The organism is Collinsella sp. TF07-1 (genome assembly GCF_003437235.1).
Taxonomy (GTDB): Bacteria; Actinomycetota; Coriobacteriia; order Coriobacteriales; family Coriobacteriaceae; genus Collinsella.
On record NZ_QSRV01000003.1, the window covers coordinates 26,069 to 51,910 of the forward strand.

Annotated in this window: 21 protein-coding genes and 1 tRNA gene; 14 read left to right on the plus strand and 8 right to left on the minus strand. The window is 61.2% G+C overall.

The features are described 5' to 3' along the window. The first annotated feature begins 152 nt into the window (after positions 1 to 152). From DXC67_RS01920 to DXC67_RS01940, 5 genes are all read left to right on the plus strand, one after another. A complete protein-coding gene (locus DXC67_RS01920) occupies positions 153 to 884 on the plus strand; it encodes an amino acid ABC transporter ATP-binding protein (RefSeq protein WP_022094215.1) in 732 nt (243 codons plus the stop codon). Between the two features lie 8 nt (positions 885 to 892). Next, positions 893 to 1,768, plus strand: coding sequence for a transporter substrate-binding domain-containing protein (locus DXC67_RS01925; protein WP_082435536.1), 876 nt, complete (start codon positions 893 to 895; stop codon positions 1,766 to 1,768). A gap of 25 nt (positions 1,769 to 1,793) precedes the next feature. Continuing rightward, complete coding sequence (locus DXC67_RS01930; RefSeq protein ID WP_035136546.1) at positions 1,794 to 2,540, plus strand: amino acid ABC transporter permease; 747 nt, start codon at positions 1,794 to 1,796, stop codon at positions 2,538 to 2,540. Between the two features lie 3 nt (positions 2,541 to 2,543). After that, positions 2,544 to 3,182 carry an amino acid ABC transporter permease gene (locus DXC67_RS01935; RefSeq protein WP_055285379.1) on the plus strand — a complete coding sequence of 213 codons (639 nt, stop codon included), beginning with the start codon at positions 2,544 to 2,546 and terminating at the stop codon, positions 3,180 to 3,182. A 170-nt stretch (positions 3,183 to 3,352) separates the two neighbouring features. Continuing rightward, complete coding sequence (locus DXC67_RS01940; protein ID WP_055285378.1) at positions 3,353 to 3,976, plus strand: AAA family ATPase; 624 nt, start codon at positions 3,353 to 3,355, stop codon at positions 3,974 to 3,976. A 460-nt stretch (positions 3,977 to 4,436) separates the two neighbouring features. Here DXC67_RS01940 and gltA read toward each other — a convergent pair whose 3' ends face one another. The 6 genes from gltA to glmU all read right to left on the minus strand — a co-directional run bounded on the left by gltA (position 4,437) and on the right by glmU (position 12,201). After that, the gene (gene gltA, locus DXC67_RS01945; RefSeq protein WP_089572633.1) at positions 4,437 to 5,846 is read right to left on the minus strand and encodes an NADPH-dependent glutamate synthase; all 1,410 of its coding nucleotides are present in this window, start codon (positions 5,844 to 5,846) and stop codon (positions 4,437 to 4,439) included. After that, on the minus strand, positions 5,837 to 6,676 hold the full coding sequence (locus DXC67_RS01950; RefSeq protein ID WP_006235793.1) for a sulfide/dihydroorotate dehydrogenase-like FAD/NAD-binding protein: 840 nt from the start codon (positions 6,674 to 6,676) through the stop codon (positions 5,837 to 5,839). The genes gltA and DXC67_RS01950 overlap by 10 nt, the downstream gene beginning before the upstream one ends. A 372-nt stretch (positions 6,677 to 7,048) precedes the next feature. After that, on the minus strand, positions 7,049 to 7,678 hold the full coding sequence (gene pth / locus DXC67_RS01955) for an aminoacyl-tRNA hydrolase (RefSeq protein WP_197032170.1): 630 nt from the start codon (positions 7,676 to 7,678) through the stop codon (positions 7,049 to 7,051). Positions 7,679 to 8,029: 351 nt separating this feature from the next. Further along, positions 8,030 to 9,157 (minus strand): hypothetical protein, encoded by a 1,128-nt coding sequence (locus tag DXC67_RS01960; protein ID WP_117637146.1) that lies wholly within the window; start codon positions 9,155 to 9,157, stop codon positions 8,030 to 8,032. 452 nt (positions 9,158 to 9,609) lie between these two features. Then, the gene (locus tag DXC67_RS01970; protein WP_089573682.1) at positions 9,610 to 10,596 is read right to left on the minus strand and encodes a ribose-phosphate pyrophosphokinase; all 987 of its coding nucleotides are present in this window, start codon (positions 10,594 to 10,596) and stop codon (positions 9,610 to 9,612) included. Positions 10,597 to 10,788: 192 nt separating this feature from the next. Beyond that, on the minus strand, positions 10,789 to 12,201 hold the full coding sequence (gene glmU, locus DXC67_RS01975; RefSeq protein WP_117637148.1) for a bifunctional UDP-N-acetylglucosamine diphosphorylase/glucosamine-1-phosphate N-acetyltransferase GlmU: 1,413 nt from the start codon (positions 12,199 to 12,201) through the stop codon (positions 10,789 to 10,791). Between the two features lie 199 nt (positions 12,202 to 12,400). Between glmU and DXC67_RS01980 the strand changes: the two genes are divergently transcribed. The 3 genes from DXC67_RS01980 to DXC67_RS01990 are packed head-to-tail and all read left to right on the plus strand — an operon-like array spanning position 12,401 to position 15,649. Then, positions 12,401 to 13,288 carry an energy-coupling factor transporter transmembrane component T gene (locus tag DXC67_RS01980; protein ID WP_233503128.1) on the plus strand — a complete coding sequence of 296 codons (888 nt, stop codon included), beginning with the start codon at positions 12,401 to 12,403 and terminating at the stop codon, positions 13,286 to 13,288. Next, the gene (locus DXC67_RS01985) at positions 13,288 to 14,931 is read left to right on the plus strand and encodes an ABC transporter ATP-binding protein (protein WP_117637149.1); all 1,644 of its coding nucleotides are present in this window, start codon (positions 13,288 to 13,290) and stop codon (positions 14,929 to 14,931) included. The genes DXC67_RS01980 and DXC67_RS01985 overlap by 1 nt, the downstream gene beginning before the upstream one ends. Before the next feature lie 4 nt (positions 14,932 to 14,935). Continuing rightward, positions 14,936 to 15,649: a DUF6580 family putative transport protein gene (locus DXC67_RS01990; protein WP_117637150.1), complete on the plus strand. Its 714-nt coding sequence runs from the start codon at positions 14,936 to 14,938 to the stop codon at positions 15,647 to 15,649. A 536-nt stretch (positions 15,650 to 16,185) separates the two neighbouring features. Here the strand turns inward: DXC67_RS01990 and DXC67_RS01995 are convergent. Continuing rightward, positions 16,186 to 17,004 (minus strand): exodeoxyribonuclease III, encoded by an 819-nt coding sequence (locus DXC67_RS01995; protein ID WP_117637151.1) that lies wholly within the window; start codon positions 17,002 to 17,004, stop codon positions 16,186 to 16,188. A 114-nt stretch (positions 17,005 to 17,118) separates the two neighbouring features. Here DXC67_RS01995 and DXC67_RS02000 point away from each other — a divergent pair, with 114 nt between their 5' ends. From DXC67_RS02000 to DXC67_RS02015, 4 genes are all read left to right on the plus strand, one after another. Next, on the plus strand, positions 17,119 to 17,871 hold the full coding sequence (locus DXC67_RS02000; RefSeq protein ID WP_117637152.1) for an NAD-dependent protein deacylase: 753 nt from the start codon (positions 17,119 to 17,121) through the stop codon (positions 17,869 to 17,871). Positions 17,872 to 17,965: 94 nt separating this feature from the next. Next, positions 17,966 to 19,699, plus strand: a complete 1,734-nt coding sequence (gene folK, locus DXC67_RS02005) for a 2-amino-4-hydroxy-6-hydroxymethyldihydropteridine diphosphokinase (RefSeq protein WP_117637153.1) — start codon at positions 17,966 to 17,968, stop codon at positions 19,697 to 19,699. After that, the gene (locus DXC67_RS02010) at positions 19,700 to 20,401 is read left to right on the plus strand and encodes a hypothetical protein (RefSeq protein WP_117637154.1); all 702 of its coding nucleotides are present in this window, start codon (positions 19,700 to 19,702) and stop codon (positions 20,399 to 20,401) included. Positions 20,402 to 20,652: 251 nt separating this feature from the next. Next, positions 20,653 to 21,849 (plus strand): ATP-binding protein, encoded by a 1,197-nt coding sequence (locus DXC67_RS02015; protein WP_117637155.1) that lies wholly within the window; start codon positions 20,653 to 20,655, stop codon positions 21,847 to 21,849. Between the two features lie 85 nt (positions 21,850 to 21,934). Here DXC67_RS02015 and DXC67_RS02020 read toward each other — a convergent pair whose 3' ends face one another. Then, positions 21,935 to 22,708, minus strand: coding sequence for a type III pantothenate kinase (locus tag DXC67_RS02020; protein WP_117637156.1), 774 nt, complete (start codon positions 22,706 to 22,708; stop codon positions 21,935 to 21,937). A 196-nt stretch (positions 22,709 to 22,904) separates the two neighbouring features. On the opposite strand from DXC67_RS02020, the gene DXC67_RS02025 reads away from it, so the two are divergent. After that, positions 22,905 to 22,981 (plus strand) — tRNA-Met (locus DXC67_RS02025). A gap of 689 nt (positions 22,982 to 23,670) precedes the next feature. Next, entirely contained in the window at positions 23,671 to 25,701 is a 2,031-nt protein-coding gene (bilR, locus tag DXC67_RS02030; protein ID WP_233503129.1) for a bilirubin reductase, long form, read from the plus strand. Positions 25,702 to 25,842 lie beyond the last annotated feature (141 nt).

Consider the following 25,842-nt stretch of genomic DNA (forward strand, 5'->3'; position numbering starts at 1 on the left):
AATGAGTACCCACGGGGGGTACTCATTTAAGTCTGTGCCCAATGAGTGGGCGGAAGGTTGCGGGTTCTTTACGGGGATGTAGCGTGGGCTGCGGAAACGTGGTTCTTTCCGTACAATAGTTCAACTCGTGTAAACGCAGGGAAGGGACATTCATGGCAGACATGATCGAGATCAAGCATCTCAACAAGTACTTTGGCGACCTGCATGTGCTCAAAGATATCAACCTCACCGTCAAGCGCGGCGAGAAGCTCGTAATGATCGGGCCTTCTGGTTCGGGTAAGTCGACGCTCATCCGTTGCGTCGATTATCTGGAGGAGCCTACGTCGGGCGAGGTCGTCATCGACGGTACGCCGCTCACCAAAAAGAATCACCTGGAGATGGCTCGCAAGTACAGCTCCATGGTGTTTCAGCAGTTCAACCTGTATCCCAACATGACGGTGCTCGGCAATCTGACGCTCGCGCCCATCAAGCTGCAAAAGAAGAGCAAGGAGGAGGCGACCGAGATCGCCATCGCCGCACTCAAGCGCGTCGGCATGGCGCATAAGGCCGGCGAGTATCCGCAGAATCTCTCGGGTGGTCAGCAGCAGCGCATCGCCATCGCCCGTGCCCTGTGTACCAAGCAGCCCATCATCCTGTTTGACGAGCCGACCTCGGCGCTCGACCCCGAGATGGTCCAGGAGGTTCTGGACGTTATGATTGAGCTTGCGCAGGAGGACATCACCATGATCTGCGTGACGCATGAGATGGGCTTTGCGCGCCAGGTGGCCGACCGCGTCATCTTTATGGAGGACGGCCGCATCCTGGAGGAGGGCACGCCCGAGCACTTCTTCGATAACCCCGAGAACCCGCGCTGCCGCGAGTTCCTGTCCAAGATTCTGCACTAGGCGCGGTGATGGACATGACGGATATGACGAGGGCGGCCGTGTCGCGCCGTCACTTTTTGCAGCTGGCGGGCGCCGGCATGCTCGCGCTGACGGGGACCGCGCTCACCGGTTGCGGCAACTCCACCAGCGGCGAGGGTTCCGACAAGGGATCCAAGCTTGCGGCCATCAAGTCGCGCGGCCATCTGAATGCCGGTGTCAAGAAAGATGTTCCCGGCTACGGCTATTACGACACCGCCAAAGGCCGCTTTGAGGGCATGGAAGTCGATTTGTGCTACCAGATCGCCGCCGCTGTCTTTGGCGTGAGCTACAAGGAAGCCCGTGCCCAGGAGCTTGTCGAGTTTACCGACGTAACGCCCAAGACACGCGGCCCGCTGATCGATAACGGCCAACTCGACGTGGTCGCGGCGACCTACACCATCACCGACGAGCGCAAGAAGAGCTGGGATTTCTCGACGCCGTACCGCACCGACTACGTGGGACTCATGGTCAAGAAGCGTTCGGGCTTTACCTCGATTGAGGACCTGGACGGCAAGGTCATCGGCGTGAGCCAGGGTGCCACCACGCAGGGCCTGATCGAGCAGATGATCAAGGACAACGGCTTTAGCTGTAAGCCCGAGTTTAGGGCTTTTAGTGGCTATCCCATCATCAAGAGTTCGCTCGACGCCGGCAATATCGACGTCTTTGCCATGGACCGCTCCACGCTGGCCGGTTACATGAACGAGACCGTTGAGCTGTTGCAGCCCGAGGTCAAGTTTGGCGAGCAGGGCTACGGCGTGGCGACCAAGAAGGGCTGCGACCTTTCGGCCGTGGTCGATCAGGTGATTTGCGATCGTCTGGCCGACGGCTGGCTCGACCAAGAGGTCAAGACCTGGGGTCTTGTATAGGCGCATCGTCCAAGGAAGGAATCAAATGCTCGAAGGATTATTTGACGCCGACCGTTGGTCGACGACATTTCAAAACATGGGGCCCTTCTGGGAGGGCTTTGGCGTGACGCTACAGGTGGTCGTTGCCGGTCTGCTGCTGTCGCTGGTGCTGGGCACGCTGCTGGGTGTGTTCTCTACCACCCGTTCGCGCGTGCTGCGCGCCATAAGCCGCGTGTACGTGGAGTTTTACCAGAACACCCCGTTGCCCGTGCAGGTGCTCTTTATGTACATGGCTGGTCCGCAGTTTTTGCAGGCCATAACCGGTGCCGACCAGCCGGTGCGCATCGCGCCGTTCGTGCTGGGCTTCTTGGGCGTGGGCCTGTATCACGCGGCCTACATCTCGGAGGTTATCCGCACCGGTATCGAGGCGGTTCCGCGCGGTCAGATGGAGGCGGCGCAGAGCCAGGGCTTCACCCGTGCGCAGGCGTACTGGTACATCGTGCTGCCCCAGACATTCAAGATCATTCTGCCGCCGCTGTGTAACCAGGCACTCAACCTAGTCAAGAACACGTCGGTGCTGGCGCTTGTGGCCGGCGGCGACCTTATGTACCGTTCAGACAACTTTGTGAGCCTGTACGGTTACCTGCAGGGATACATCGTCTGCTGCCTTATGTACTTCATCATCTGCTTTCCGCTCGCCATGCTGGTGCAGTGGCTCGAGCGCCGCTCCAAGGAGCGTCCGCGCGGCGTGAGCCTCGCCGAGCTGGGGCTCGACAACGTAGAGGAGGCCTAGCGCATGGAAATCTTCAACGCGACCAACCTGCTCTACATTTGGGGCGGCTTTGTTAAGACGATCGAGATCTCGGCGCTGTCGATTTTTTTCTCGCTCATCTTTGGCACGGTGCTGGCGCTCGTTAAAAGCTATGCGCCCCGCCCGTTTCGTATTTTGGTGAGTGCCTACATCGAGCTGTTCCGTTGCACGCCGAACCTGCTGTGGATCCTGTTTATCTACTTTACGGTGCAGGGTTTGGACATTGTGATTTCGACCATCGCCTTTACGCTGTTTACCAGCGCTGTTATGGCCGAGATTGTGCGCGGCGGCCTCAACTCGATTCCGCGCGGCCAGTTTGAGGCAGCGCAGAGCCAGGGCTTTGGCTTCTTTGCCACCATGCGCTACATCATTCTGCCGCAGACATTTAAGACGATCATTCCGGCGCTGTTTAGCCAGTGCACGACCGTCATCAAGGACAGCTCGTATCTTTCGGGCATTAACGTGGCCGAGCTCATGTACACGGCAAACGTCGTGATGGCCCACGCGATCGACCTGTCGCAGGTGCTTATGCTCTACGGCCTGGTGTTTGCGATGTACTTCGTGCTCAACTTTGGTATCTCGCTGCTGGTGAGGGCATATCAACGCCGCATCGTGGCCGCATAGTCCTGCTTCCCCAAGCACGGCACCTTGCCCCTCAATCGTCGCTTGCGTACATTTAGTACGCGGCGCTCCTCTTTCGGGGCAATCTGCCGCACTTGGGAAACCAGGACGGTCGTAAGTGACAAAATGGGAATCAGGAATTGCCTTTTCTCATTTGTTAGAAAGGAATCGCGATGAGCGATCTGGAGAACAAGAAGAATCCTGTGGTCATTACCATCGCGCGCGACTTTGGCGCCGAGGGCCACGAGATTGGCCGCATGCTTGCCGACGAGTTGGGGATTCCGCTGTACGATAACGAGCTGCTGGTACGTGCGTCGCTGCGCGCGGGCGAGTCGCTCGACAAGATGGCCGCCTACGACGAGCGTCTGGCCGTGGAGAACATGGCGTTCCTGCCCGACCGCTACGACGCGCGTTCGTACTCGGACAAGTTGTTCCAGAAGATGAGCCAGGTGATTTTGGACCTGGGCGAGACCGAGAGCTGCATTATCGAAGGCCGCCTGTCCGATTACCTGCTGCGTAACAACCCCAACCACATTGCCGTGTTGGTGACCGCTCCTTTTGAGGACCGCGTCGAGATTGTGCGCAAGAAGCGTGGCCTTAATAAAAAGAAGGGCGCCAAGCTGGTCAAGCAGCAGCAGAAGGCGCGCGAGGCGTTCTATAAGCGCTACAGTGCCGGAAAGTGGAAGATGACGAGCGGTAAGGACATCGTCGTCAATCGCGCCAAGCTGGGCCGCGAGGGCTGCAAAGACGTTATCGCCGCTGCCTACCGCTACAAAGTAGCGCAGCTCGAAGACTAACCGACCAAAACCACCACAAAGGGGACAGGCACCTTTGTGGTGGTTTTTGTTTTAGGCCGAGGGGAAGGCCTTGGCGGCAGTGCCTATCCTCGGCTTTTGCATAGTCTCGATCTGTAACACCAAGCCAGCGAAAATGGCTCTAACTGTTACAGATTTAGATGAACCGTTCGGCCGTCAGCCCAACGTCTTGATCTGTAACACCAGGCGGCATATTTGGTCTCTAACTGTTACAGATTGAGATGCGGCGTGGGCGGCCGGCACAATATCTCGATCTGTAACAACTGCAGGGCTCAACGGACTCCAACTGTTACAGATTGAGACAAAACGATCAGGCAAGTCCAAAACCACCACAAAGGTGCCTGTCTCCTTTGTGGTGATCTGGGGTCTGGCATAGAAAAAGTCCCCGCCGGGCGTGTGCTCGACGGGGACTTTGCCGTTTGATGGCTAGCGCTGTGGGTGATTACTCGCCCAGCAGGCTCTTGGTGATGGAAGCGGCGGCCTTCTTGCCGGCGCCCATCGCCAGAATGACCGTAGCGGCACCGGTGACGATGTCGCCGCCGGCCCAGATGCGGGGATCGGTGGTCTGGCCGGTCTCCTCGTCGGCAACGATGTAGCCCCACTTGTTGAGCTCCATCTTGCCGCCGATCTTGGCAGCGAAGGGGTTGGCGTTGGTGCCGATAGCCGAAATAGCGACGTCGCAGGGGATCTCCTCGATGGCGCCCTCGATGGGCACCGGGCGGCGACGGCCGGACTCGTCAGGCTCGCCGAGCTCCATCTTCTGGACCTTGACGGCGCACACGGAGCCGTCCTCGCCAGCGACAAACTCGAGCGGGGAGACGAGCGGCAGAACCTCGACGCCCTCGGCCTTGGCGTGATGCAGCTCGGCACGACGGCAGGGCATCTCATCCTCGGTACGACGATAGGCGATGATGGCGTGCTCGGCGCCCAGACGCTTGGCGGTACGGACAGCGTCCATAGCCACGTTGCCGCCGCCAAAGACAACGACGTTCTTGCCGTGCTTGGTGGGGGTGTCGTACTCGGGGAACTTGTTGGCCTTCATCAGGTTCACGCGGGTGAGGTACTCGTTAGCGAAGAAGACGTTGGGCAGGTTCTCGCCGGGGACGTTGAGGAACTTGGGCAGGCCTGCGCCGGTCGCCACGTAGATGGCGTCGAAGCCCTGCTCGAACAGCTCCTCGGCCGTGGCCATGTTGCCCACGACGGAGTTGTACTCAAACTTGACGCCCATGTCCTCCAGGCCGTCAATCTCGCGCTTGACGACCGCCTTGGGCAGACGGAACTCGGGGATGCCGTAGACCAGCACGCCGCCGCCGGTGAAGAAGGCCTCAAAGACGGTAACGTCAAAGCCGTTACGGGCGAGCTCGCCGGCGCAGGTGATGCCGGACGGGCCGGAGCCGACGACAGCGACCTTCTTGCCGTTCTTGGGGGCCATCTTGGGCGTGGAGGCGAGCTCGGGGCGGTCACCCAGGAAGCGCTCGAGCTGGCCGATGGCCACGGGCTCGGACTTCTTGCCACGGATGCACTTGCCCTCGCACTGGTTCTCCTGCGGGCAGACGCGGCCGCAGATGGCGGGAAGCATGGAGTCCTCGCGGATGGTATCGAGAGCGCCGCCGAAGTCCTTCGCGCGGATCTGCTCGATAAAGCGGGGAATGTTGATGTTGACGGGGCAGCCCTCAACACAGAACGGCTTCTTGCAGTTGAGGCAGCGCTCGGCCTCGGCCAGCGCCATCTCCTCGGTGAAGCCCTTGTCGACGGGGCGGAAGTCGCAGGCGCGCTCGGCAGCCGGCTCCTCGTTATCGGGGGTGCGGGGCGACTTCATATCGGCAACGAAACGACCGTTAACTAGTGGCATGCGCAGCTCTTTTCCTCATAAGCCTTGAGGGACTCGCCCTCTTCGGAACGGTAAGCGGCCTGGCGGGCACGAAGGTCATCCCAGTCGACCAGGGTGGCATCGAAGTCGGGGCCGTCGACGCAAGCGAACTTGGTCACGCCGCCCACCTCGACGCGGCAGCAGCCGCACATGCCGGTGCCGTCAACCATGATGGGGTTGAGGGACGCGGTAATGGGGGTGTCGTACTTCTGGGCGGTGAGGGTCGAGAACTTCATCATCGGAACGGGGCCGACGCAGAAGACCTGGCTCACGGCCTTGTCCTGCAGCAGGCGCTCCAGCGGAGCGGTGACAACGCCCTGCTCGCCGTAGGAGCCGTCATCGGTGGTGATATGGATGTGGTCCTCGTCGAGGAGCTCGCGGAACTGGTCCTCCATGAGCAGGAGGTCCTTGGTGCGGGCGCCCATGATGGCGTGGACCTCGTGGCCGGTCTCGACCAGGTGCTTGGCGACCGGGAAGGCAATTGCCAGGCCGACGCCGCCGCCAATGACGGCGCAGGGGCCCTCGGCCATCTCGGTGGGAACGCCCAGCGGGCCCACGACGTCGCGCAGTGACTCGCCGGCCTCATAGGTGGAAAGCATCTCGGTGGTCTTGCCGATCACCATGAAGATGAACTCGACCCAGCCCTCGTCACCGTTCCAACCAGCTAGGGTAAACGGGACGCGCTCGCCCGTCTCGTTGGCGCGAACCATGAGGAACTGTCCAGCGTGCGCATGTTTGGCGATTGCGGGCGCCTCGATGCGGAACTTGAACACCTTCTCCGAGAACTGCGTCTTCTCCAGGATCTTATACATAGAACCCCTCTCTTGTTAGGGCCGCCGAACCGTGCCTCCACGGAAATGGACGGTAGCCCGAATAAAACCGTACGCGCACAGGCGTTGTGCAGACATACGGTGCAAATTATACCCTCATGGACATGCTGTTTACGTGTGTCTTCGGCGGTTGGGAAAAGGGTTTATCCACTTCGACCTACCAAATAGGGATAGGTTTATTTTGGTCGGTTTTATCAGGCAAAACGGCAAAGGGGGCCGGCCTCGGGTTGTGATGAGGCCGGCCCCCTTTGGGGTGTTATGCGTGTATGGCGGCGCGGGGTTTATTGCGATGCGGCCACCGGGGCGTTTCCGCAGATAAAACCTGCCAAAATAAACATCCCCAAACGGTAGGTTTTAGTGCTTGCCGTTGGCGGAGGCGGCGCCGTTGACGTGGTCGCGGGCGTAGATTACGCCGTGCACGATGGCCAGACCGGCGGCGTCGGCGGCGCGGGCGCAGGTGTCCTGGAAGGCCTCGGCCTCGCGGGCGCGCAGCTGCTTGAGCACATAGTCTGCCACGGCCATCTTGCCGGGAGGGTTGCCGATGCCGGTGCGGATACGGCTAAAGTCGCGGCTGCCCATCTTGTCGATGATGGAGCGCAGGCCGTTGTGGCCGGCGTGGCCACCGCCCACCTTGACGCGCACGTCACCGGCGGGGATGTCGAGCTCGTCGTGGATGACGAGCAGCTCCTCGGCCTTGATCTTGTACTCGCGGCAGAGCTTGGAGATGGGGCCACCCGAGGTATTCATATACGACTGCGGCTTGACCAGCACGATCTGGCGCTTGCCACCCTCTTCCTCGGGATCGTTGATGTTGATGAGTGCGACCTCGGCGCCGGCCTGGTTTTTCCAGTACGTGACGCCGGCCTGACGGGCCAGCTCGTCAATCGCCTTAAAGCCGGCGTTGTGGCGGGTCTCGGCATATTCCTCGCCCGGGTTGCCAAGCCCGGCAACCATGCGAATCTTAAGCGGCTGTGCAGCTGCCATGTTCATCCTTTCGTTGATTTGTCGCCTGCTATGGTGAGCGACCCTGTTGCCGCTGTCAAATGGAGGGTAATTGAGGGCGTTTGGGGGCGTTTGGACGGCCGTCGAAATCCGAGGTGGACAGTTAGTTCAGATACGTATAAGTTCTGAGGACTCGAATTACTCAATTCAATGCCGATACGTTGTTTTGGAGCTTTAGTTAGTCCATATGGCGCTGTTTTGAAGTCTACCCTGCCTTCAAATAGGGCGAATGGTATAGAGATAGCTGCAAAACAGTCTAATTCAATGCGTCCATTTATACGTATTTGAACTAACTGCCCAGCCCTGCTCGACGGCGCACGGGTGATTCGCCGTTTAGACCGGCGCGAGGCCGGTTCCGGCCCGCAGAGCGTTGAGCCAAGCGGCCTGTCGCTTGCGATAGCCCTTGATACGGTACCGGAATCGGACTCCTGCGAGTCGATGCATCGTTTGGGCGAAGGCTTCGAGTGCAACAAGGTCTTTCATTTGGTCGCGATTGATAACCAGGACGTGGATGCCCATGGCCTTGAGGCCATTATTTCGATTGCCATCGTGGATGCGAGCGTTTTGAAGCTCATGCCCAATTCCGTTGTATTCGTTGTCGACTCCGGCTGCCGGGCAATATAGGTCGCAGATGGCATAGGGGATGCCCGAGGACATGTTGACCGCAAGAGTATCGAAGTCGATTCGATGGTTGAGTTGCAGGCCTCCCATGGGCAGGCTGCAACATCCGAATCCGCCAAAGCGCATGGGCGCTCCGAGAACGGCAAACATTAGGGATTCGGCTGGGGATGCGGATCCAGCCCGGGCGAGTTTGACTGCCGTGCGAAACGAGGCGTATGAGCTACTTTTGGCGAACCGTGCGACCGCCTCGAGCTCTTCGATGGTCGTGGCGGGCTTGCATTTGTAGTGCGCCTGTTCATAGCGGGTTTCGTTCTGTTGTTCGGCCGCTGACTGGTTGCCCAGGCAATCAAGATCGCCCGTCGCTTCGTAGCCATCGCCCTTGGGCCAGATGTCGTCATGGGCAATGGGGTATGTTGCCCCGGGAGGAAGGGAGTAAGTTCCGACCAGTTCCATGAGAAGCATCAAGGTTTTGGCGACTGATTCATTTTTAGAACAAAGCATGGCTGTCATGGCAGGAGACGTTGCGTAGATGTCGGCCTCGACGTGCATAATTGCACCTTCAGGAAGCGGAGCGGAGAGAATATGCTGAAGAAGTCGCTTGTCGGGGCGTCGGTTGCCTTCGTTTGAAACGAGAAGATCGAGCAGCTCGGAATCATCTTCATTCCAGGCGTCGAGTATCGAAAGTGCGCCAAAGTCTATCGCGTCATTATTGGGAATGCAGCTAGCCAAGGCCTGTGCTTGCTGTTCACTATCAATGGAGCTCCAGGGTAGGGCAGAGTACGCCCGTCGTGCGCGACGAATTGCGCGGAGGGCGGAGAAATGTGAAATCACGGTCGTCATAGCTATAACGTACTAAGTTGGCGGCAGAATGCGACCGCCATACCGTTCTTTTCGCTCAGCGGGGTGCTGGGCGCCATGAACGGCCGGGTGTTAGGAAATCGGTGGAATCGGTTGAGGGGATTGCAGGAAATTGAGCTCTGCCGAGAAGGTTGACGATGGCTACTGGACAGTTAGTTCAGATACGTATAAGGCGGCGGGCGTTCGAGGTGTTTCTAAGGGCCTTTGAGGGCGATTTGAGGGTAAATATGCGGAGGTTGTACTCGAAAACGATGAGCTTTGGGCGGCATGGCATCCGCCGGGGAGCTCAGAAGGCTCCGAACGGCCCTTTGGGGCTTTAAAAAAATACGTATCTGAACTAATTGTCCAGGGAAGGTTGGCGAGGGATAGAAAAAGGGTCGGAAGCGAGCTTCCGACCCTTTAAAAGCATCAAAGATGATGCGATGCGCGGCAGACTACAGCGCGAAGTCGCCGCCGACGAGCGTGGAGACGGGCTCCTCGTGGTAAACGGCGGAAATGGCCTGGGCGAACTCCTCGGCGACCGAGATGGTCTTGATCTTGCCGCCGACCTCGACGGGAATGGCGTCGGTGACGACGCACTCGACGATGGGGGCGTCGTTCAGACGCTCGATGGCAGGACCGGAGAAGATGCCGTGGGTGGCGCAGACGTAGATGTCGCCGGCGCCCATAGCCTTGAGCTCCTTGACGTTGGCGCACAGGGTGCCAGCGGTGTCGATCATGTCGTCGTTGATGATGCAGGTCTTGCCCTTGATGTCACCGATGATGCCCATGACCTCGGCGGCGTTGTGGCGCGGACGGCCCTTGTGGGCGATGGCCAGGTCGCAGCCGAGCATGTCGGACAGCTTCTTGGCGGCCTTGGCGCGACCCACGTCGGGGGAGACGACAACCAGGTTGTCGGTGTCGAAGTGCATGTCGTTGTAGTACTGGCCAAACAGCGGCAGTGCGGACAGGTGGTTAACCGGGATATCGAAGAAGCCCTGGATCTGGCCTTGGTGCAGGTCGAGGGTGATGATGCGGTTGACGCCGGCGCGCTCGAGCAGGTTGGCGACGAGGCGGGCGGTGATGGGCTCGCGCGGGCCGGCCTTGCGGTCCTGGCGGGCATAGCCGTAGTGGGTGATAACGGCGGTGATGGAGCGGGCGGATGCGCGCTTGGCAGCGTCGGTGGCGATGAGCAGCTCCATGAGCATGTCGTTGACGTTGCCGCCGGCCACGGACTGAATCAGGAAGACGTCGGCGCCGCGGACGGTCTCGTCGTAGCGGGCGTAAATCTCACCATTGGCGAACTGCTTTAGCGTAAGGCCCGAAAGCTCGACCCCAAGGTACTCAGCAATCTTCTGAGCGAGGGGACGGTTGGAGGAACCGGAATACACGCGGATGGACTTGCGCATATTCTCCGACTTCTCGGGATCATTAATCGGCATTACCCTTCTCCTTTATACATCGAATGCCATATAGATGCCTTGTTGCATTGTAACCGCGCGGCGGGGTTTATCGGGTCCTGATAACGTCTTTACCGCCAACGGACACGAACCGACCACTCATCCGGTTGCGCAGGTCACGATAGAAAAAGGAGCCGCCCCCATGGAGCAGCTCCTTTTGTGCTTGGTAAAACGTTATACCTCGTCGTCCTCGTGCAGGCGGCGGCGGTAATCGGCGGCCCAGCCCTCAATATTTACCTGACGGGCGCGGCCCAGACCGAGCGCGTCTGCCGGGACCGGCTCGGTGATGACGGAGCCAGCGGCCACGAGCGCGCCGTCGCCGATCTGGGCGGGCGCGACCATCATGGTGTCGGAGCCAATGAAGGCGTCCTTGCCGATGACGGTCTTGTGCTTGTGCACGCCATCGTAGTTGCAGGTGATGGAGCCCGCGCCCACGTTGACGCCGGAGCCCATGGTGGTGTCGCCGATGTAGGACAGGTGCGGCACCTTTGAGCCCTCGCCGATCGTGGACTTCTTGATCTCCACGTGCGTGCCGGCCTTGGATCCGTCGAGCATGTGGGTGCCCGGGCGCAGGTAGGCGCGCGGGCCGCAGTCGACGCCGTTCTCGATGACGGCCTCGATGGCGATGGTCTCGTCGATGACGCAGCCGCTGCCGACGGTGGTGTCGGTGAGGCGGCTGTTGGGGCCGAGCTGGCACTCCTCGCCCACGGTGACGTGGCCGATCAGGTGCGTCTGCGGCCACACGACGGTATCGCGGCCGATAACGGCATCGGGGCCGATCCAGGCCTGCGTGGGGTCGATGAAGGTAACGCCCTCGGCCATCCAGTGCTCGTTGATGCGGTCGCGCGCGATGGCGGTGAGCTGTGCGAGCTGGATGCGGCTGTTGACGCCCAGGCCGTCGCGGTAGTCGTCGCAGTGGAAGATGGAGACAGCCTGGCCGTGGCCCTTGAGGATCTCGAGCATGTCGGGCAGATAGTACTCGGACTGCGCGTTGTCGTTGCCGATCTCGTTAATGTGGGCGGCGAGCTGCGCGCCGTCAAAGGCGTAGCAGCCGGCGTTGCACTCCAGCAGCGTGGCGGCCTGCTCGGGCGTGCAGTCCTTCTGCTCGATGATGCGCTCGATCTGACCATCGGCGCCCAGCTTGATGCGGCCGTAGCCGAAAGGATCGGGCGGGGTCATGGTCATGACGGTGCAGGCGAGCTCGCCGGTGGCGACGGTTTGCGCGAACTTGGCGACGGTGTCGGCGGTGATGAGCGGCAGGTCGCCGTTGAGCACCACGACGGGGCCTTGCGTGATGCCACAGGCCTCGAGTGCGACCTTCACGGCGTGACCGGTGCCCAGACGCTCGGTCTGCTCGACGCACTCGACCTTGGTGGCGCTGTTGGCGTAGGCGCCGTCGATGAGGGCGCGCATCTCGTCGGCGTGGCTGCCGATGACAACCACGACGCGGCTGCAGCCGGCCTTGATGGTAGCGTCGACGATCCACTGGACCATGGGCTTACCCAGGATCTTGTGCGAAACCTTGCAGTGGTTCGACTTCATGCGGGTGCCCTCGCCGGCAGCGAGGATAATTGCGGTTGCGTCCATGTGATCTCCTGTTACGTTATAGAGACGTGTGTTTGGAAACGATACACGGCGCAATATGATACCGCAGGCATATGACGAGCGCGTAACGATTGGTTTGCGGCGGTTGAGGCTTGCGCCGCCGGCGTGCCGTTTGCACTGCTTGCGTGCGGCGTTGGCGGTGCTGCGGAGCTGTTGTTTGAGCGAGGGGACGGGGGTGCCCGTGGACAACATACGAGAGGAGTTTGGCGGCGAGCCCGTCGCGGCATTCTCGATGTCGCATCCGGCTGTGCCGGCACTCTATATAGTGCTGACGCTGGGGCTCACTATGTTCTCGATGCAGCCGGTACTGATTGCGCTGTCACTTGCGGGCGGGCTGGCGTATGGATTTGCGGCGCGTGGGGCTGCCCGCACGCTGGGCGCGCTCCGCTGGCAGCTGCCGGTGATTTTGATCGTCGCGGTGCTCAATCCGCTGTTTAGCGCCTCGGGCTCGACGGAGCTGTTCCGTATTGGCATGCGCGCGGTGTATCTGGAGAGCATGGTATACGGCCTGTGCATGGGCGGGCTGTTTGTGGCGAGCGTGCTGTGGTTTGAGGCCGCGGCGTCGATGCTCGAATACGACAAGGTGCTCGCGCTGCTGGGCAATGCCGCACCGGTGATTGCGCTCATGATCTCGATGTGCATGCGGCTTATCCCGCAGTTTTTGCGCCGCGGCCGCACGGTACTGGCGGTGCAAGATGCGATTGACGTGCCGGGCCGCGCGCCGGCCGACCCCGTGCGCTCGCGCCTGCGGGCGTCGAGCGTGTTGATGGGCTGGGGCATGGAAGATTCGCTGGAGCGTGCGGACGCGATGCGCTCGCGCGGGTGGGGTGCCGCGACGCGTCGTACGACGTATGCGCGGTATCGACTGGGGCGCAGCGACGTTGCCGCGCTGGCCGGGCTCGCACTGTTTGGTGCTGCCGCGGTGGCAGTGGCGTGGACCGCGACGACGCAGTATTCGTTTTATCCGCAGCTCTCGGTGCCGGCGCCGTGGCCGGGCTATGTCGTGTACGCTGCCTGGATGGTGCTGCCTTGCGCGTTTCATGCGATTGATGAGAAGAGGTTTGGCTGATGGCTCGGTTTGATAGGAGCTCGGCGGCGGGTGTGGCATATGGCTCGGCCGCGCCGGCGATTGAGGTGCGAGGCCTTAGTTTTGCCTATCCCGGGGCCGAGGCACCGGTGCTCGAGGGACTTGATTGGCGTGTTTCCCAAGGTGCGTTTGCGCTGCTTGTTGGCGGTACCGGGTCGGGCAAATCGACGCTGCTGTCGCTGCTCAAGCCCGAGATCGCTCCGGCGGGTACGCGCTCCGGCGAGCTGCGCGTGCTGGGCGAGCCCGTCGCCGACATGGACGTGCGGGCATCGGCGGAGCGCGTGGGTTATGTGTTCCAGGATCCCGAGAACCAGATCGTGTGCGAAACCGTGTGGCACGAGATGGCGTTTGGCCTAGAGAATCTGGGTGTGTCGCGCGACGAGATGCGCCGTCGCGTAGCTGAGACCAGCTATTTCTTTGGACTGGAAGATTGGCTTCACCGCGATACCGATGCGCTTTCGGGCGGACGCAAGCAGCTGCTGTCGTTGGCGGCCGTGCTGGCCTTGCGCCCGCGCGTGCTGCTGCTCGACGAGCCCACGTCCCAGCTCGATCCTGTTGCCGAGAAAAATTTTCTGCACGCGCTGTTTCGCGTGAACCGCGAGTTGGGTTGCACGGTTGTTGTGGCAACGCACCAGCCGCGCCCGATGCTCGAATACGCGACGTGTGCGTACCGGATTGAGGACGGTCGCGTGCGCGAGGTGGCGGATATGGCTTCTTTGGGACGCCGAGAATCGCTGTTTTCCGACGACATGTTGGGGTGGGGTGCCGTCCGATGTGCAAAAAACGGAGTATTCAACAGGCGTGAGGACAATTTGGGCTCTCTGGAGCCGCCCGGGGACGTATCGAGCGCGAAAAAAAGTTTGAAATTGGACAAATCGTCCGAATTTGTGGCGCAAACGTCGCTCGAGAACGGCTCGGAAGCCTTCCCGCGCACGGATGGGAGCAGAATACTCCAAAAAATGTACGGCGGGTCGGCTACCACCCTGGCAGGGAGCTGGTTTCGCTACGATCGCGCGGGCGGTTGGGTGCTGCGCGGGCTCGACGTGGCGTTTTCGGCCGGTGCGGTGCATGCGATCGTGGGCGGCAACGGATGCGGTAAGTCGACGATGCTTTCGGTGCTGGCCAAGACTGCCAAGCTGCAACGTGGTCGTATGGTGCGCGGGGCGGCCTCGGCTGCGCTGCTGCCGCAGAACCCCAAGGCCCTGCTGGTTGCCGAGACGGTGCGCGACGAGCTGATGGAATGGGCTTCGGCCTGCGGGTACGACGAGGCTATGGCGCGGGAGCGCGCGGCGAGTCTGGGGCTCGCGGACTTGGGGGAGCGCCACCCCTATGACCTTTCGGGCGGACAGCGTCAGCTGCTTGCGTTGGCAAAGCTGCTGTTGATCGGCCCCGAACTGCTATTGCTCGATGAGCCCACCAAGGGTTTGGACCTGGCCAGCCGCCGCATCATCGCCCGCGCCCTGCGCGACCATGCGCAGGCTGGCGGCACCGTCGTCATGGCGACGCACGACCTAGACTTTGCCGAGCAGGTTGCCGATGACATTTCCATGATGTTTGATGGCGAGATCGCCTGCATGGAGCCGCCGACCGACTTCTTTGCCGACAACGTGTTTTATAGGGCGTGATGGGATGACGGATTATCGCGTCGCGCGCCTGCTCGCAAAACTGGAGATACCGCTGCTGCTGGCGGTGCCAGCCGTGATGGCTGCGGCGTTGCTGGCGGGCGTTGAACAGGCGGCGCTTGCCATGCTTGTCGTGGTGGCGCTGGTGCTCGCGCTGTTCTTTGCGGGCTACGAGGCGTCGCGCCCGGGCTTACGCCAGATTGTGCCAACGCTGGTTCTGGCGGCGTTGGCTGCGGCGGGGCGCATTCTGTTTGGCCCCATTCCCGACTTTAAACCGGTGAGCGCCATCGCCATTATCGCGGGGGCGACGCTTGGTTGCCGCAATGGTTTTATGGTTGGCGCGCTGGCGGCGCTGACCAGCAATTTCTTTTTTGGACAGGGCATGTGGACGCCGTGGCAGATGTATGCCTGGGGGCTCGTGGGATACGTTGGCGGTGCGTTGGCGCATGCCGGCGCTTTTGATCGCGCCGATGGCACCGTGCGTATGCCGGCGCTGTTGATCTACGGCTTTGCTTCGGGTTTGCTGTACGGCGTTGTGATCAACGCGTATGACATCATTGGGTTTGTACAGCCGCTCACGTGGGCGGGTGCCATGGCGCGTCTTGCCACCGCCGTACCGTTCGATATCACGCACGGCCTTGCGACCTGCGTGTTTTTGGTCGCCCTGTACAAGCCTTGGTGTCGCCGCATCAACCGAGTCGTCGTGAAATACGGGCTGTAGGGTTGGTTACGCCGGGGCGGGAATCAATACTGCCGAAGTGCCATTTCAAAACTATGCCGGTTTACGGGGCTAGATTAGCGCGGGCCGACCATACCAGCATTTTTCGAAATAAGGCACACCGTCTACCTGCGATTTTATTATCTCGGAATTGCGTATGGTTAGGGGTTCGCGATTCAGCCCCGTAAACCGGCAAAGTTTTGGAATGGCCGGCTGATATGACGGGCATCGTGGCCCTCAGAGAGCCAAATTGATCCATTTTCTTCCGTCCCCAGATGTCCCCAGGGAATCAGTTGACGGCGCTTGCCACGAAACTGGCCCATCTACTACGTTTAGCTTGATGCCCCCGACAATGTTCGCGTTTTATGAAAAACCGCAGGCTTTCTACCTGCGGTTTTCTTTTGGCGTTGTTCGCTGTGGTTGAGGGTGGTGGCTTAAACGTAGTAGATGGGCGTGTTTCGTGGCGGATGGGTCACACGGATACCCTCACGAGGCCCAAAATGATCCGTTTTCCTCCGTCCCCAGGGGATCAGTTGGGGCTAGAGCTCTAGCGTGAGGGTGACGGGGCAGTGGTCGCTGCCAAAGATGTCGCTGCGGATGCCGGTGTCGCGTACGTTGTCGGCGATTGCGTCGCTTACCAGGAAGTAGTCGATGCGCCAGCCTGCGTTGTTCTTGCGGGCATTAAAGCGATAGCTCCACCAGCTGTAGACGCCCTCGACGTCGGGGTTTGCCGTGCGCCAGGTATCGGTAAAGCCGGCGTTGAGCAGCTCGGTAAACTTGCCGCGTTCTTCGTCCGAAAAGCCGGCGTTGCCGCGGTTGGACTTGGGGTTCTTAAGGTCGATTTCCTCGTGCGCCACGTTAAAGTCGCCGCAGGTCACGACGGGTTTGCCGGTCTCGCGCTCGAGTGCGTTCAAAAAGCCGCGGTAGGCATCGTCCCAGGCCATGCGCACATCGATGCGCGCGAGCTCATTTTGGGCGTTGGGCGTATAGACGTCGACAAACCAGAATTTGTCGAACTCCAGCGCGCAGACGCGGCCCTCGGTCGCGGCTTGGGCAACGAGCTCGGCAGCCTCGCCTTCGTCGGCGTAGGGTAGCAGCGCGTCGGCGTGCAGCACGCGCAGCGGTTCCTGGCGGCTAAAGACCGCAGTGCCCGAATAGCCTTTACGCTCGGCGTAGCTCCAGGTTTGGTGATAGCCGGGCAGGTCAATATCGACCTGGCCTTCTTGCAGCTTGGTCTCTTGCAGCGCCAGGATATCGACGTCGAGTTCTTGCGCGATCTGGATAAAGCTCGGGTCCTTTTTGAGCACGGCGCGCAGGCCGTTGACGTTCCACGAGGCGAAAGTGTAAGTCTGAGGCATGGTGTCCTTTCGACGGGGTTGGCAGGCTTAAGATTAGCGCAACAGGGGCGGGGCGGGCCCCGCGGACGACGGCGCAATCGCAGTCGCCCCGATCAACAAGGACGGAGGGCTCATATGACGCAGGCAATATCGGATCCCAAGCAGGCCTCCGCCGCGCTGGCGGAGCTTTTTGATACCCACAAGCGCGTGGTCTTCTTTGGCGGCGCGGGTGTTTCCACGGCAAGCGGCATTCCCGATTTTCGCAGCGTGGACGGCCTGTATCACCAGCAGTTTGCCTATCCGCCCGAGACCATGCTGTCGCACAGCTTTTACGAGACACATCCGGCGGAGTTCTTCGACTTTTACCGAACCAAGATGATCGCGCTTAACGCTAAGCCCAACCGCTGCCACACCAAGCTGGCCGAGCTGGAGCGCGTCGGCAAGCTTGATGCCGTGGTGACGCAAAACATCGACGGCTTGCATCAGATGGCGGGCTCGCAGCGCGTGTTTGAGTTGCACGGATCGGTCCATCGCAACATTTGCCAGTCGTGCGGAGCGGTCTATAGCGCCGAGTGGATTTGCTCGCGCGAGCACGAGGACGCCGCGGGCGTGCCCGTGTGCCCCGCGTGCGGTGGTCGCATCAAGCCCGATGTGGTGCTATACGAAGAGCCGCTCGACGAGCATGTGCTGACCGGCGCCGTTGCCGCCATCGCCGCGGCCGATGCCCTCATTGTGGGCGGGACCTCGCTCGTGGTGTATCCGGCGGCGGGCCTTACGCGCTACTTTACCGGCGATACGCTGGCCATTTGCAATCTTGCTCCCACCGATCAAGATGCAAATGCCGACCTGCTGATTTCTTGCGACATCGCGGCCGCGTTTGCGTTCTAGCCCGTGTGCGCGGATACAATAGAAAGACTGATTGCAAAGCGACCCCGCCGCCTGCGCCCGAGCGCGGCGGCGCGGGCATTTGAGGAGGATGTTCATGGCGAACGATAGCAAGACATGGCGGTGCGGAAAGTACGAGCTCAGCTTTGACCGTCCGCGCATCATGGGCGTCCTCAACGTGACGCCCGATTCGTTTAGCGACGGCGGGGAGCACTTCGACCCGGATGCCGCAATCGAGTACGGCCTGGCGATACTCGACGCCGGCGCCGACATCATCGACGTGGGCGGCGAGTCCACGCGCCCTGGTTTTACCCCGGTCAACCCCGACGAGGAGGCTCGCCGCGTGCTGCCCGTGGTGCGCGCGCTGGCCAAAGAGGGTGCCATCGTCTCGATTGACACGCGCCACGTGGCGGTTGCCAAGGCGGCCGTGCGCTGCGGCGCCTCTATTGTCAACGACGTGACGGGCTTCACCGACCCCAAGATGGTCGAGTTTGTTAAGACGAGCGCCTGCGGCGTTATCGTGATGCACGCCGGCGAGGTCGCCGCCCCTGCTCGTACGCACGCGACGGTGCAGCTTGATACCTCGGCTGCGGCGTTTGTTGCCGAGAAGGCACGCGAAGCGGCCGCCGAGGCCGCGCGCGAGGCCGAGAAGCCAGCCCGTCGCCGTCGCGGCAAGTTGCTGGGCGAGTCCAAGGTTGAGACCAAGCTTCCGGGCGGTGTGGTACAGCCCTCGCTGCCGTTTGGCGAATCAGAGCCCACGCCCGAGCCTGTTGCCGAGTCAGAGACGCCGGCTACCGAGCAGGCTGCCCCTGCTGCCGTTGCGCCCGAGGCCGTGCCCGCAGCTACCGAAGTCGCACCAGAGCCCAGCGACCACCTGGCCGCCATGATGCGCCGCAGTGCCCGCCGTGAGGAAGCCTATGTGCCCACCTCGCAGCTCCGCCGCTTTACCCTGCCCGATTCGGCGCCCATCATGCGCCGCGTCATGGGCTTTCTGTCCGACCAGGCCCGCGCGCTCATCCATGCCGGCGTGTCGCGCGACCGCATCTGCATCGATCCCGGTCCGGGCTTTGGCAAGACGGCCAACGAGGATATCGTCATCCAGCGCGAGACCGCTAAGATGGCGTCGCTGGGCTATCCGCTCATGTGCGCCGTGTCGCGCAAGCGCTTTGTGGGCGCCGTCTCGGGCGTGACCGATGCCGCCGCGCGCGATGCCGCCACGTTTGGTGTGTGCCTGGGCGCCATCCAGGCCGGCGCCAACATCGTGCGCGTGCATGACGTTGCGGGCTTTGCGCAGTTCCTGAACGGGTACTGGGCTGTCGCCAAGCCGCAGCCGCGCCGCGCGTTTGTGGCCGTGGGTTCCAACCTGGGGCATCGCTGCGACAACATCCGCGCCGCACGCGACATGATCGCCGAGATTCCACTTACCTGCGTGTCCAACTCCTCCAAGATCTACAAGAGCGAGCCGGCCTACGAGACGCGCCAGGACGCGTTTGCCAACGCCGTCATCGAGATCAAGACCGAGTTGGCGCCGCTGGTGCTGCTCGACGAGCTCATGAAGATCGAGGCCGAGCTGGGCCGCGACCGCTCCAAAAAGGCCAAGGCAAACGGCCCGCGCACCATCGACCTGGACCTGCTGTGGATGGACGGCGAGACCCACGGCGGCAAGAAGCTGCGCCTGCCGCATCCGCTGATCGGCGAGCGCGACTTTGTGCTGGTGCCGCTCGAGGACCTGATGCACGACCCGGCGCGGTTCTTCCGCTACAACGGTGTCGAGGTCAAGGAGCCCGAGGACCGCGTGGGCCATATCGTGGGCGAATTGGGGCGTATGTAGATGATTGAGATGAATGCTGTTGCCGCCGGTACCGAGCTCGACGCGGCGCGTGACGCGGGCCGCGAGGGTGCGTCCGCGGGCCGGTGCGCGTGGAGCGCGGGCGATGCATCGCTGACGTTTTCGCTGGTCGTGCGCCCCGATGTGAACATGCACGCCTTCCACGGTCTGCCGTTTGTGGCCGCAATGGGCATGATGGACGCGCTCGCGGGCACGGCCGCAACGCCGGGCCTGGGGCTTGCCGGCAAGGTGGGCATCCAGTGGCCGAGTGGCATCGTGTGCGGCGCGCCTGCGTTTGAGACGTCGCTCGCGCGCGTCGCCGTCAACGGCGGTGCCGGTGCCGCGGGCATGTTTGCCGCGGTGACGGTGGATATTGAGCGTTCGGCACTGGGTGAGCTTGGTGTGGATATGGCAGATGAGGCGCTGATCGAGGCATTGGCCGCCGCCGTGCTGGTCCGCGTGGACACCTGGGCGGTTGCCGCCAACACACCACAGGGCGCTGCCGGCCCGCTGGCTCCGGTGCTGGGCGAGTACTTTGACATGGTGCCACTGTTGGGTCGTCAGGTCGCGGCGGTGTCGCCCAACGGCTTGCCGCTTGCGGTCGGTGTGTTTGCGGGCCTGGACATCTGGGGCCGCGCGACCATCAAGACCGATGCCGGCGAGCAGGAGTTTCCGCCCGAGGCCGTACGGATTCGCGGACTGTAACGCGAGGTGCCCGCGCTCAAAGATAGCGATGACAACGAAGCCCTCTTCGGCCTGTGCTGGGGAGGGTCTTGTTGTCTGGGGAATGGGTTGTCAGCACCCTATTCCTCAAAACTGAAAATCTTTCGATTTTGAGGAATAGAATTAAGCCAGCTCGGCCTTTAACGAGGTATATTCGTTGCAGAGTCTATTCCTCAAAACTGAATAATTTTCGTTTTTGAGGAATAGCGATAGAAGACCGCAGGGAGGCACCAATGAAACTCATCAATAGAACGTCATATATGGACACGTTGACGAGCCTTATTGGCGTACCGGACATCAAGGTCATAACGGGCATTCGCCGTAGCGGTAAGTCAAAATTGCTCGAGGCCCTCCGCGATTACGTGGAGGCAAATCTGTCCAATTCGAATGTCATCCATATCAATTACAACCTCGACGAGTTCGAGGGCCTGCTCGAATATCATGCCCTGCTCGCCTATGTGAAAGAGCATCGAGTGTCCGACAAGCAAAACTTCCTGCTTATCGACGAGGTTCAGATGTGCGACGGCTTTGAACGCGCGATCAACAGCCTCCATGCATCCGAGCAGTACGACATCTTCATCACCGGATCGAACGCCTTTTTGCTGTCGAGCGATCTGTCGACGCTCTTTACGGGGCGCACGTTCGAGATCGAGGTTTTCCCATTCTCGTTTGAGGAGTATCGCTTTTATAGTGACGAGGGCGAGGTCGATCGCGACTTCGATGAGTACGCGAGAACCGGCGGTATGTCCGGCTCTTACCCTTATCCACTGCAGGAGCAGCGCTACCAATATCTCTCCAATGTCTTCAAAACGCTCATCGTGAGGGATATCGTGCAGCGGCATAACGTGAGAAACGAATCGGCACTGCTGCGCATTGCCGATTACATGATGGACAACGTCTCCAACATAACGTCGGCACGCAACATTACAGATGTTTTGAATGCGGATGGGCTAAAGATTACGAACAAGACGGTCGGCACGTACATGGGGTACCTGTGCGATGCGTTTGCCTTCTATAAAGTTCGTCGGTACGACATTCGCGGCAAAAAATACCTTAAGAGCGGCGAGAAGTATTACCTGGCAGACCACGCGTTCAAATACGCACTGCTTGGTACACGTGATATGGATTGGGGACGCGTATACGAGAACATGGCGGCCATCGAGCTGCTGCGCCGCGGATACGAGGTATACGTCGGTGTGCTCTATAAAAAGGAAATAGACTTTGTAGCAATCAAGCGAAGCGAGAAGCTCTACATTCAGGTGAGCGACGACATCAGCTCGGATAAGACGTTTGAACGCGAGATTTCGCCACTGCTGAGCATTGGCGATGCGTATCCCAAGATGATTCTTGCCCGCACACATCACGAGGCCACGGATCGCGATGGGGTGCAGATCGTGGACCTGGCGAGGTGGTTGTGCGGCGAGGCTTAGCAAAAAATCCTATTCCTCAAAACTGAATAATTTTCGATTTTGAGGAATAGGATTGGAGGCTGGTTGCTGCGACCTGGCGTTTACTCTATCCCAGCTCCTGCATGCGGCGGTAGATTTCGCAGATGCCCTTGATGGTGAGTTGCCCGTCGACCACGTCGAAGGCATCGGTCGAATCGGCGACAATGCTGGCGAGACCGCCTGTGGCGATAACGGTGGCGTCCTCGCGCCCCAGCTCGCGCTTCATGCGGGCGACCAGGCCCTCGGCCATGGCTGCGGCGCCCGTTACGGCGCCGACTTTGATGCACTCCTCGGTATCGCGGCCGATGACGTGCTCGGGTGCCTCAAGCGGAACGCTGGCGAGCTTGGCGGCTCGGGCGGCGAGCGCGTCCATCGAAATGCGGATGCCCGGCGCAATCGCTCCGCCAATGTAATAGCCGTCCTCGTCGATGACGTCGATATTGGTTGCGGTGCCAAAGTCCACCACGATCGCCGGGGCGCCGTAGAAGGTCTCGGCAGCGACGGCGTTGGCGATGCGGTCGGCACCAACGGCCTGGGGACGCGCCGCCCGCAGCTTGGTCACCGCGGCCGTCTGTGGCCCAATGACGATGGCGTCTGCCGCGATGCGGTCGGCCACGGCGTGCCACTCGCGCGAGAGCTGCGGCACCACGCCGGCAAAGGCAATCGCATCGACCGCGTTGAGCGAGAGGTCGTACATCTTAAAGAAGCCCATCAGGCGCACGTGGATCTCGTCGGCGGTATAGGAGCGGTCGGTGGGCATGCGCCATGACTGCACCAGCTCGTCTCCGTCAAACAGGCCCATGGCCGTCTGCGTGTTTCCCATATCGATAGCGAGCAGCATGTCTACTCCAGGTGTCGGCGTAAAAGGACGCGCACCATTGTATACGCGTCGCCGACGGCGCTCGACTGCGATTCGTTGACGGTGATATGGGCTGAGGAATTTAAATATGAAGGAATTATGCTCTACGAGATTTTCCTTGCCGTTTACCGAACTCCCGCGTAAGATTCTTTCTTGCGCACATGAGGCGCCCAGACATTGCGGGGTGGAGCAGTCTGGTAGCTCGCCGGGCTCATAACCCGGAGGTCGTAGGTTCAAATCCTGCCCCCGCGACCAAGAAATTGCAGCTCGTCGGCCTAGCCGGCGAGCTTTTTTGTTATTCCGGGACCGTATTTTCGGTCCAATTCTCGGCCTCTCAAACAAAATCTCGATCTGTAACATCTAGACCCGATTTGGGCGGCTAGGTGTTACAGATTGAGATGTTGAGTCCCCGCCTGGACGGTTTGTCTAAATCTGTAACATGAGGGACGGATTTTGCCGAGTTGTTGTTACAGATTGAGATTTTCTTGCAGGCGGGTCCCGTTTGTCTTGATTTGTAACATCTGGGGCCCATTTTGCCGAGTAACCGTTACAGATCTAGATCTTTCGGCAGGCTAGATTGGTTTGTCTCGATCTGTAACAGTAAAGGGGCAAAAGTGGGTCCAGATGTTACAGATCTAGATTGTTGAGGATGGGTCGAGAGGAATGTCTCGATCTGTAACATCTAGGGTCGTTTTTGGCCTGTAGATGTTACAGATTGAGATTTTCCGCCGGGACGGTTTCGGTTTGTCTCGATCTGTAACAGTTGCTCGGCAAAATAGGGTCTTACTGTTACAGATCGAGACAAACCGGCAGCCGGCCCCGCCCCATCCACCTGCCGCTACCTGCTGTCTGCCGATTTCCGTTGCGCCACTGTGCTCCCATGCCATATCCTCTAGACAACTACGCGGCACCATCGCCGCCGCGCCTACAAGAGAGGAATGTCCATGACCGCACCTGCATCCAAGCTGCTCCAGCCCATTACGGTTGGCCCCCTTGAGCTCAAGAACCGCATTATGTTCCCGCCGCTGACCACCGGCTACGAGGAGCGCGACGGTTCCATCGGCGAGCGCAGCCTGGCTTTTTACGAGCGCCTGGCCCGTGGCGGCGTGAGCTACATCGTCATCGGCGACGTCGCTCCCGTTATGACCGCAAGCCCCACGCCCAAGCTGGCGACCGACGCTCAGATCCCCACGTTTAAGGCCCTGGCCGACGCCGTCCACAAGCACGGCGCCAAGGTCGCGCTGCAGCTGTTCCACCCCGAGTACGACGTCCCCGGCGTCGGCCGCATGGTCATGGGCTCCATGGCCGCTGCGAAAGCTGCGCAGGAGGCAAAGGCCGCCGGCGACGAGGAGACCTTTGCCGCCAAGATGGCCGAGTCCAACGAGATCCGCAAGCAGGCCTACGCCAAGCTGCACCACGACATGCAGCACTTTGTGAACGAGGCGAGCGTAGAGCAGCTCACCCAGATCAAGGAAGCCATCGCTGCCTCGGCCGCTCGCGCGCAGCAGGCCGGGATCGATGCCATCGAGGTCCACGGCGACCGCCTGGTGGGTTCGCTGTGCTCGGCCATCCTCAACCAGCGCACCGACGAGTACGGCGGCTCGTTCGAGAACCGCGTCCGCTACGCGCTCGAGGTCGTCGCTGCCATTAAGGAGGCCGCGCCGCAGCTGATGGTGGAGTACAAGCTCCCCGTGATTATGGAGAACCCCGACGGCACGCCGCGCGGCAAGGGCGGCCTGCAGCCCGACGAGGCCTGCGAGTTCGCCAAGCTGCTCGAGGGCGCGGGCATCGATATGATCCAGGTCGCGCAGGCCAACCACACCGGCAACATGGGCGACACCATTCCGCCCATGGGCGCCATGCCCTACAACTGGACGCTGCCCGTGGCCGAGCGCGTCAAGGCCCTGGTCTCCGTGCCGGTGGCAACCGTCGGCCGCGTGGTCTCGGTCGAGGCCGGCGAGAAGATTCTGGAAGACGGCGCGGCCGACATCATCGCCTATGGCCGCTCGCTCATGTGCGACCCCGACATTGCGCTGAAGGCTGCCACGGGTGAGCCCATCCGCGAGTGCCTCAACTGCAACAAGGGCTGCGTCGATGCGATTCAAAACCGCAAGTACATCTCGTGCGTGCTCAATGCCGAGAACGGCGACGAGGCGACCATCGCCATCAAGCCGGGCGAAGGCGACAAGAAGATCGCCGTGGTGGGCGGCGGTATCGCCGGCCTGGAGGCCGCGCGCGTGGCGGCCAAGCGCGGCTACGATGTGACCATCTACGAGGCGAGCGATCACTTGGGCGGCCAGATTGTGCTGGCGGCCGCGCCTCCGCGCAAGGACGAGATCATGCGCTCGGTTGAGTATTACGAGAAGATTCTGCCCGGCCTGGGCGTGAAGGTTGAGCTCAACCACGCCGCTAGCCCCGCGGACCTCAACGCCGCCGACGCCGCGATTGTGGCCGTGGGTGCGCACGACGTGGTCATCCCCGTTCCGGGTGCCGACTCGGACAAGGTCGTCTCGAGCTGGGACGTGCTGGCCGGCAAGGTGGAGCTTACGGGCCGCGTCGCCGTCATCGGCGGCGGCCTGGTGGGCACCGAGACTGCCGAGTACCTGCTGCAGCACGGCTGCGAGGTGGCGATTGTCGAGATGCTCGACAAGATTGCCGCGGGCGAGTCCGAGACCATTCTGCCGCTGATCATGAGCGACTTTGCCGAGCACAACGTGGAGCAGCACGTGAAGACCCGCCTGACCGCCATTACCGACGAGGGCGTGGAGGCCATTCACACCACCGAGGACGGCACTGAGGAGCCGGTGAGGATCGCCTGCGATTACGTGGTGATGGCCGTGGGCTCCAAGGCCAACGCGTTTGACCTGGACGGCGTAACGGTGCCCGTGACCTGCGTGGGCGACTGCTCGGGCGAGCGCACCGCCGACATCGCGAGCGCCATTCGCACGGCGTATCACGCGGCCAACGAGCTGTAGTTAACTTCGCGGCCAGGCGGGGCGGTAGCACGGATCCGCCCCGCCCGACTGCGTCCCTGCGCACATAGACCATCAACCGGGGTGGGGCCTGCAAGAACAGCGGGCCCCACCCCGGTTTTGGTGCAGGGGGCAGATTAGTTT

Bases quoted from the DNA above. Each gene is read 5' to 3' on its own strand.
- DXC67_RS01920 (WP_022094215.1), top strand. From the start codon at position 153: ATGGCAGACATGATCGAGATCAAGCATCTCAACAAGTACTTTGGCGAC.
- DXC67_RS01925 (WP_082435536.1), top strand. From the start codon at position 893: ATGGACATGACGGATATGACGAGGGCGGCCGTGTCGCGCCGTCACTTT.
- DXC67_RS01930 (WP_035136546.1), top strand. From the start codon at position 1,794: ATGCTCGAAGGATTATTTGACGCCGACCGTTGGTCGACGACATTTCAA.
- DXC67_RS01935 (WP_055285379.1), top strand. From the start codon at position 2,544: ATGGAAATCTTCAACGCGACCAACCTGCTCTACATTTGGGGCGGCTTT.
- DXC67_RS01940 (WP_055285378.1), top strand. From the start codon at position 3,353: ATGAGCGATCTGGAGAACAAGAAGAATCCTGTGGTCATTACCATCGCG.
- gltA (WP_089572633.1), bottom strand. From the start codon at position 5,846: ATGCCACTAGTTAACGGTCGTTTCGTTGCCGATATGAAGTCGCCCCGC.
- DXC67_RS01950 (WP_006235793.1), bottom strand. From the start codon at position 6,676: ATGTATAAGATCCTGGAGAAGACGCAGTTCTCGGAGAAGGTGTTCAAG.
- pth (WP_197032170.1), bottom strand. From the start codon at position 7,678: ATGGCAGCTGCACAGCCGCTTAAGATTCGCATGGTTGCCGGGCTTGGC.
- DXC67_RS01960 (WP_117637146.1), bottom strand. From the start codon at position 9,157: ATGACGACCGTGATTTCACATTTCTCCGCCCTCCGCGCAATTCGTCGC.
- DXC67_RS01970 (WP_089573682.1), bottom strand. From the start codon at position 10,596: ATGCCGATTAATGATCCCGAGAAGTCGGAGAATATGCGCAAGTCCATC.
- glmU (WP_117637148.1), bottom strand. From the start codon at position 12,201: ATGGACGCAACCGCAATTATCCTCGCTGCCGGCGAGGGCACCCGCATG.
- DXC67_RS01985 (WP_117637149.1), top strand. From the start codon at position 13,288: ATGGCTCGGTTTGATAGGAGCTCGGCGGCGGGTGTGGCATATGGCTCG.
- DXC67_RS01990 (WP_117637150.1), top strand. From the start codon at position 14,936: ATGACGGATTATCGCGTCGCGCGCCTGCTCGCAAAACTGGAGATACCG.
- DXC67_RS01995 (WP_117637151.1), bottom strand. From the start codon at position 17,004: ATGCCTCAGACTTACACTTTCGCCTCGTGGAACGTCAACGGCCTGCGC.
- DXC67_RS02000 (WP_117637152.1), top strand. From the start codon at position 17,119: ATGACGCAGGCAATATCGGATCCCAAGCAGGCCTCCGCCGCGCTGGCG.
- folK (WP_117637153.1), top strand. From the start codon at position 17,966: ATGGCGAACGATAGCAAGACATGGCGGTGCGGAAAGTACGAGCTCAGC.
- DXC67_RS02010 (WP_117637154.1), top strand. From the start codon at position 19,700: ATGATTGAGATGAATGCTGTTGCCGCCGGTACCGAGCTCGACGCGGCG.
- DXC67_RS02015 (WP_117637155.1), top strand. From the start codon at position 20,653: ATGAAACTCATCAATAGAACGTCATATATGGACACGTTGACGAGCCTT.
- DXC67_RS02020 (WP_117637156.1), bottom strand. From the start codon at position 22,708: ATGCTGCTCGCTATCGATATGGGAAACACGCAGACGGCCATGGGCCTG.
- bilR (WP_233503129.1), top strand. From the start codon at position 23,671: ATGACCGCACCTGCATCCAAGCTGCTCCAGCCCATTACGGTTGGCCCC.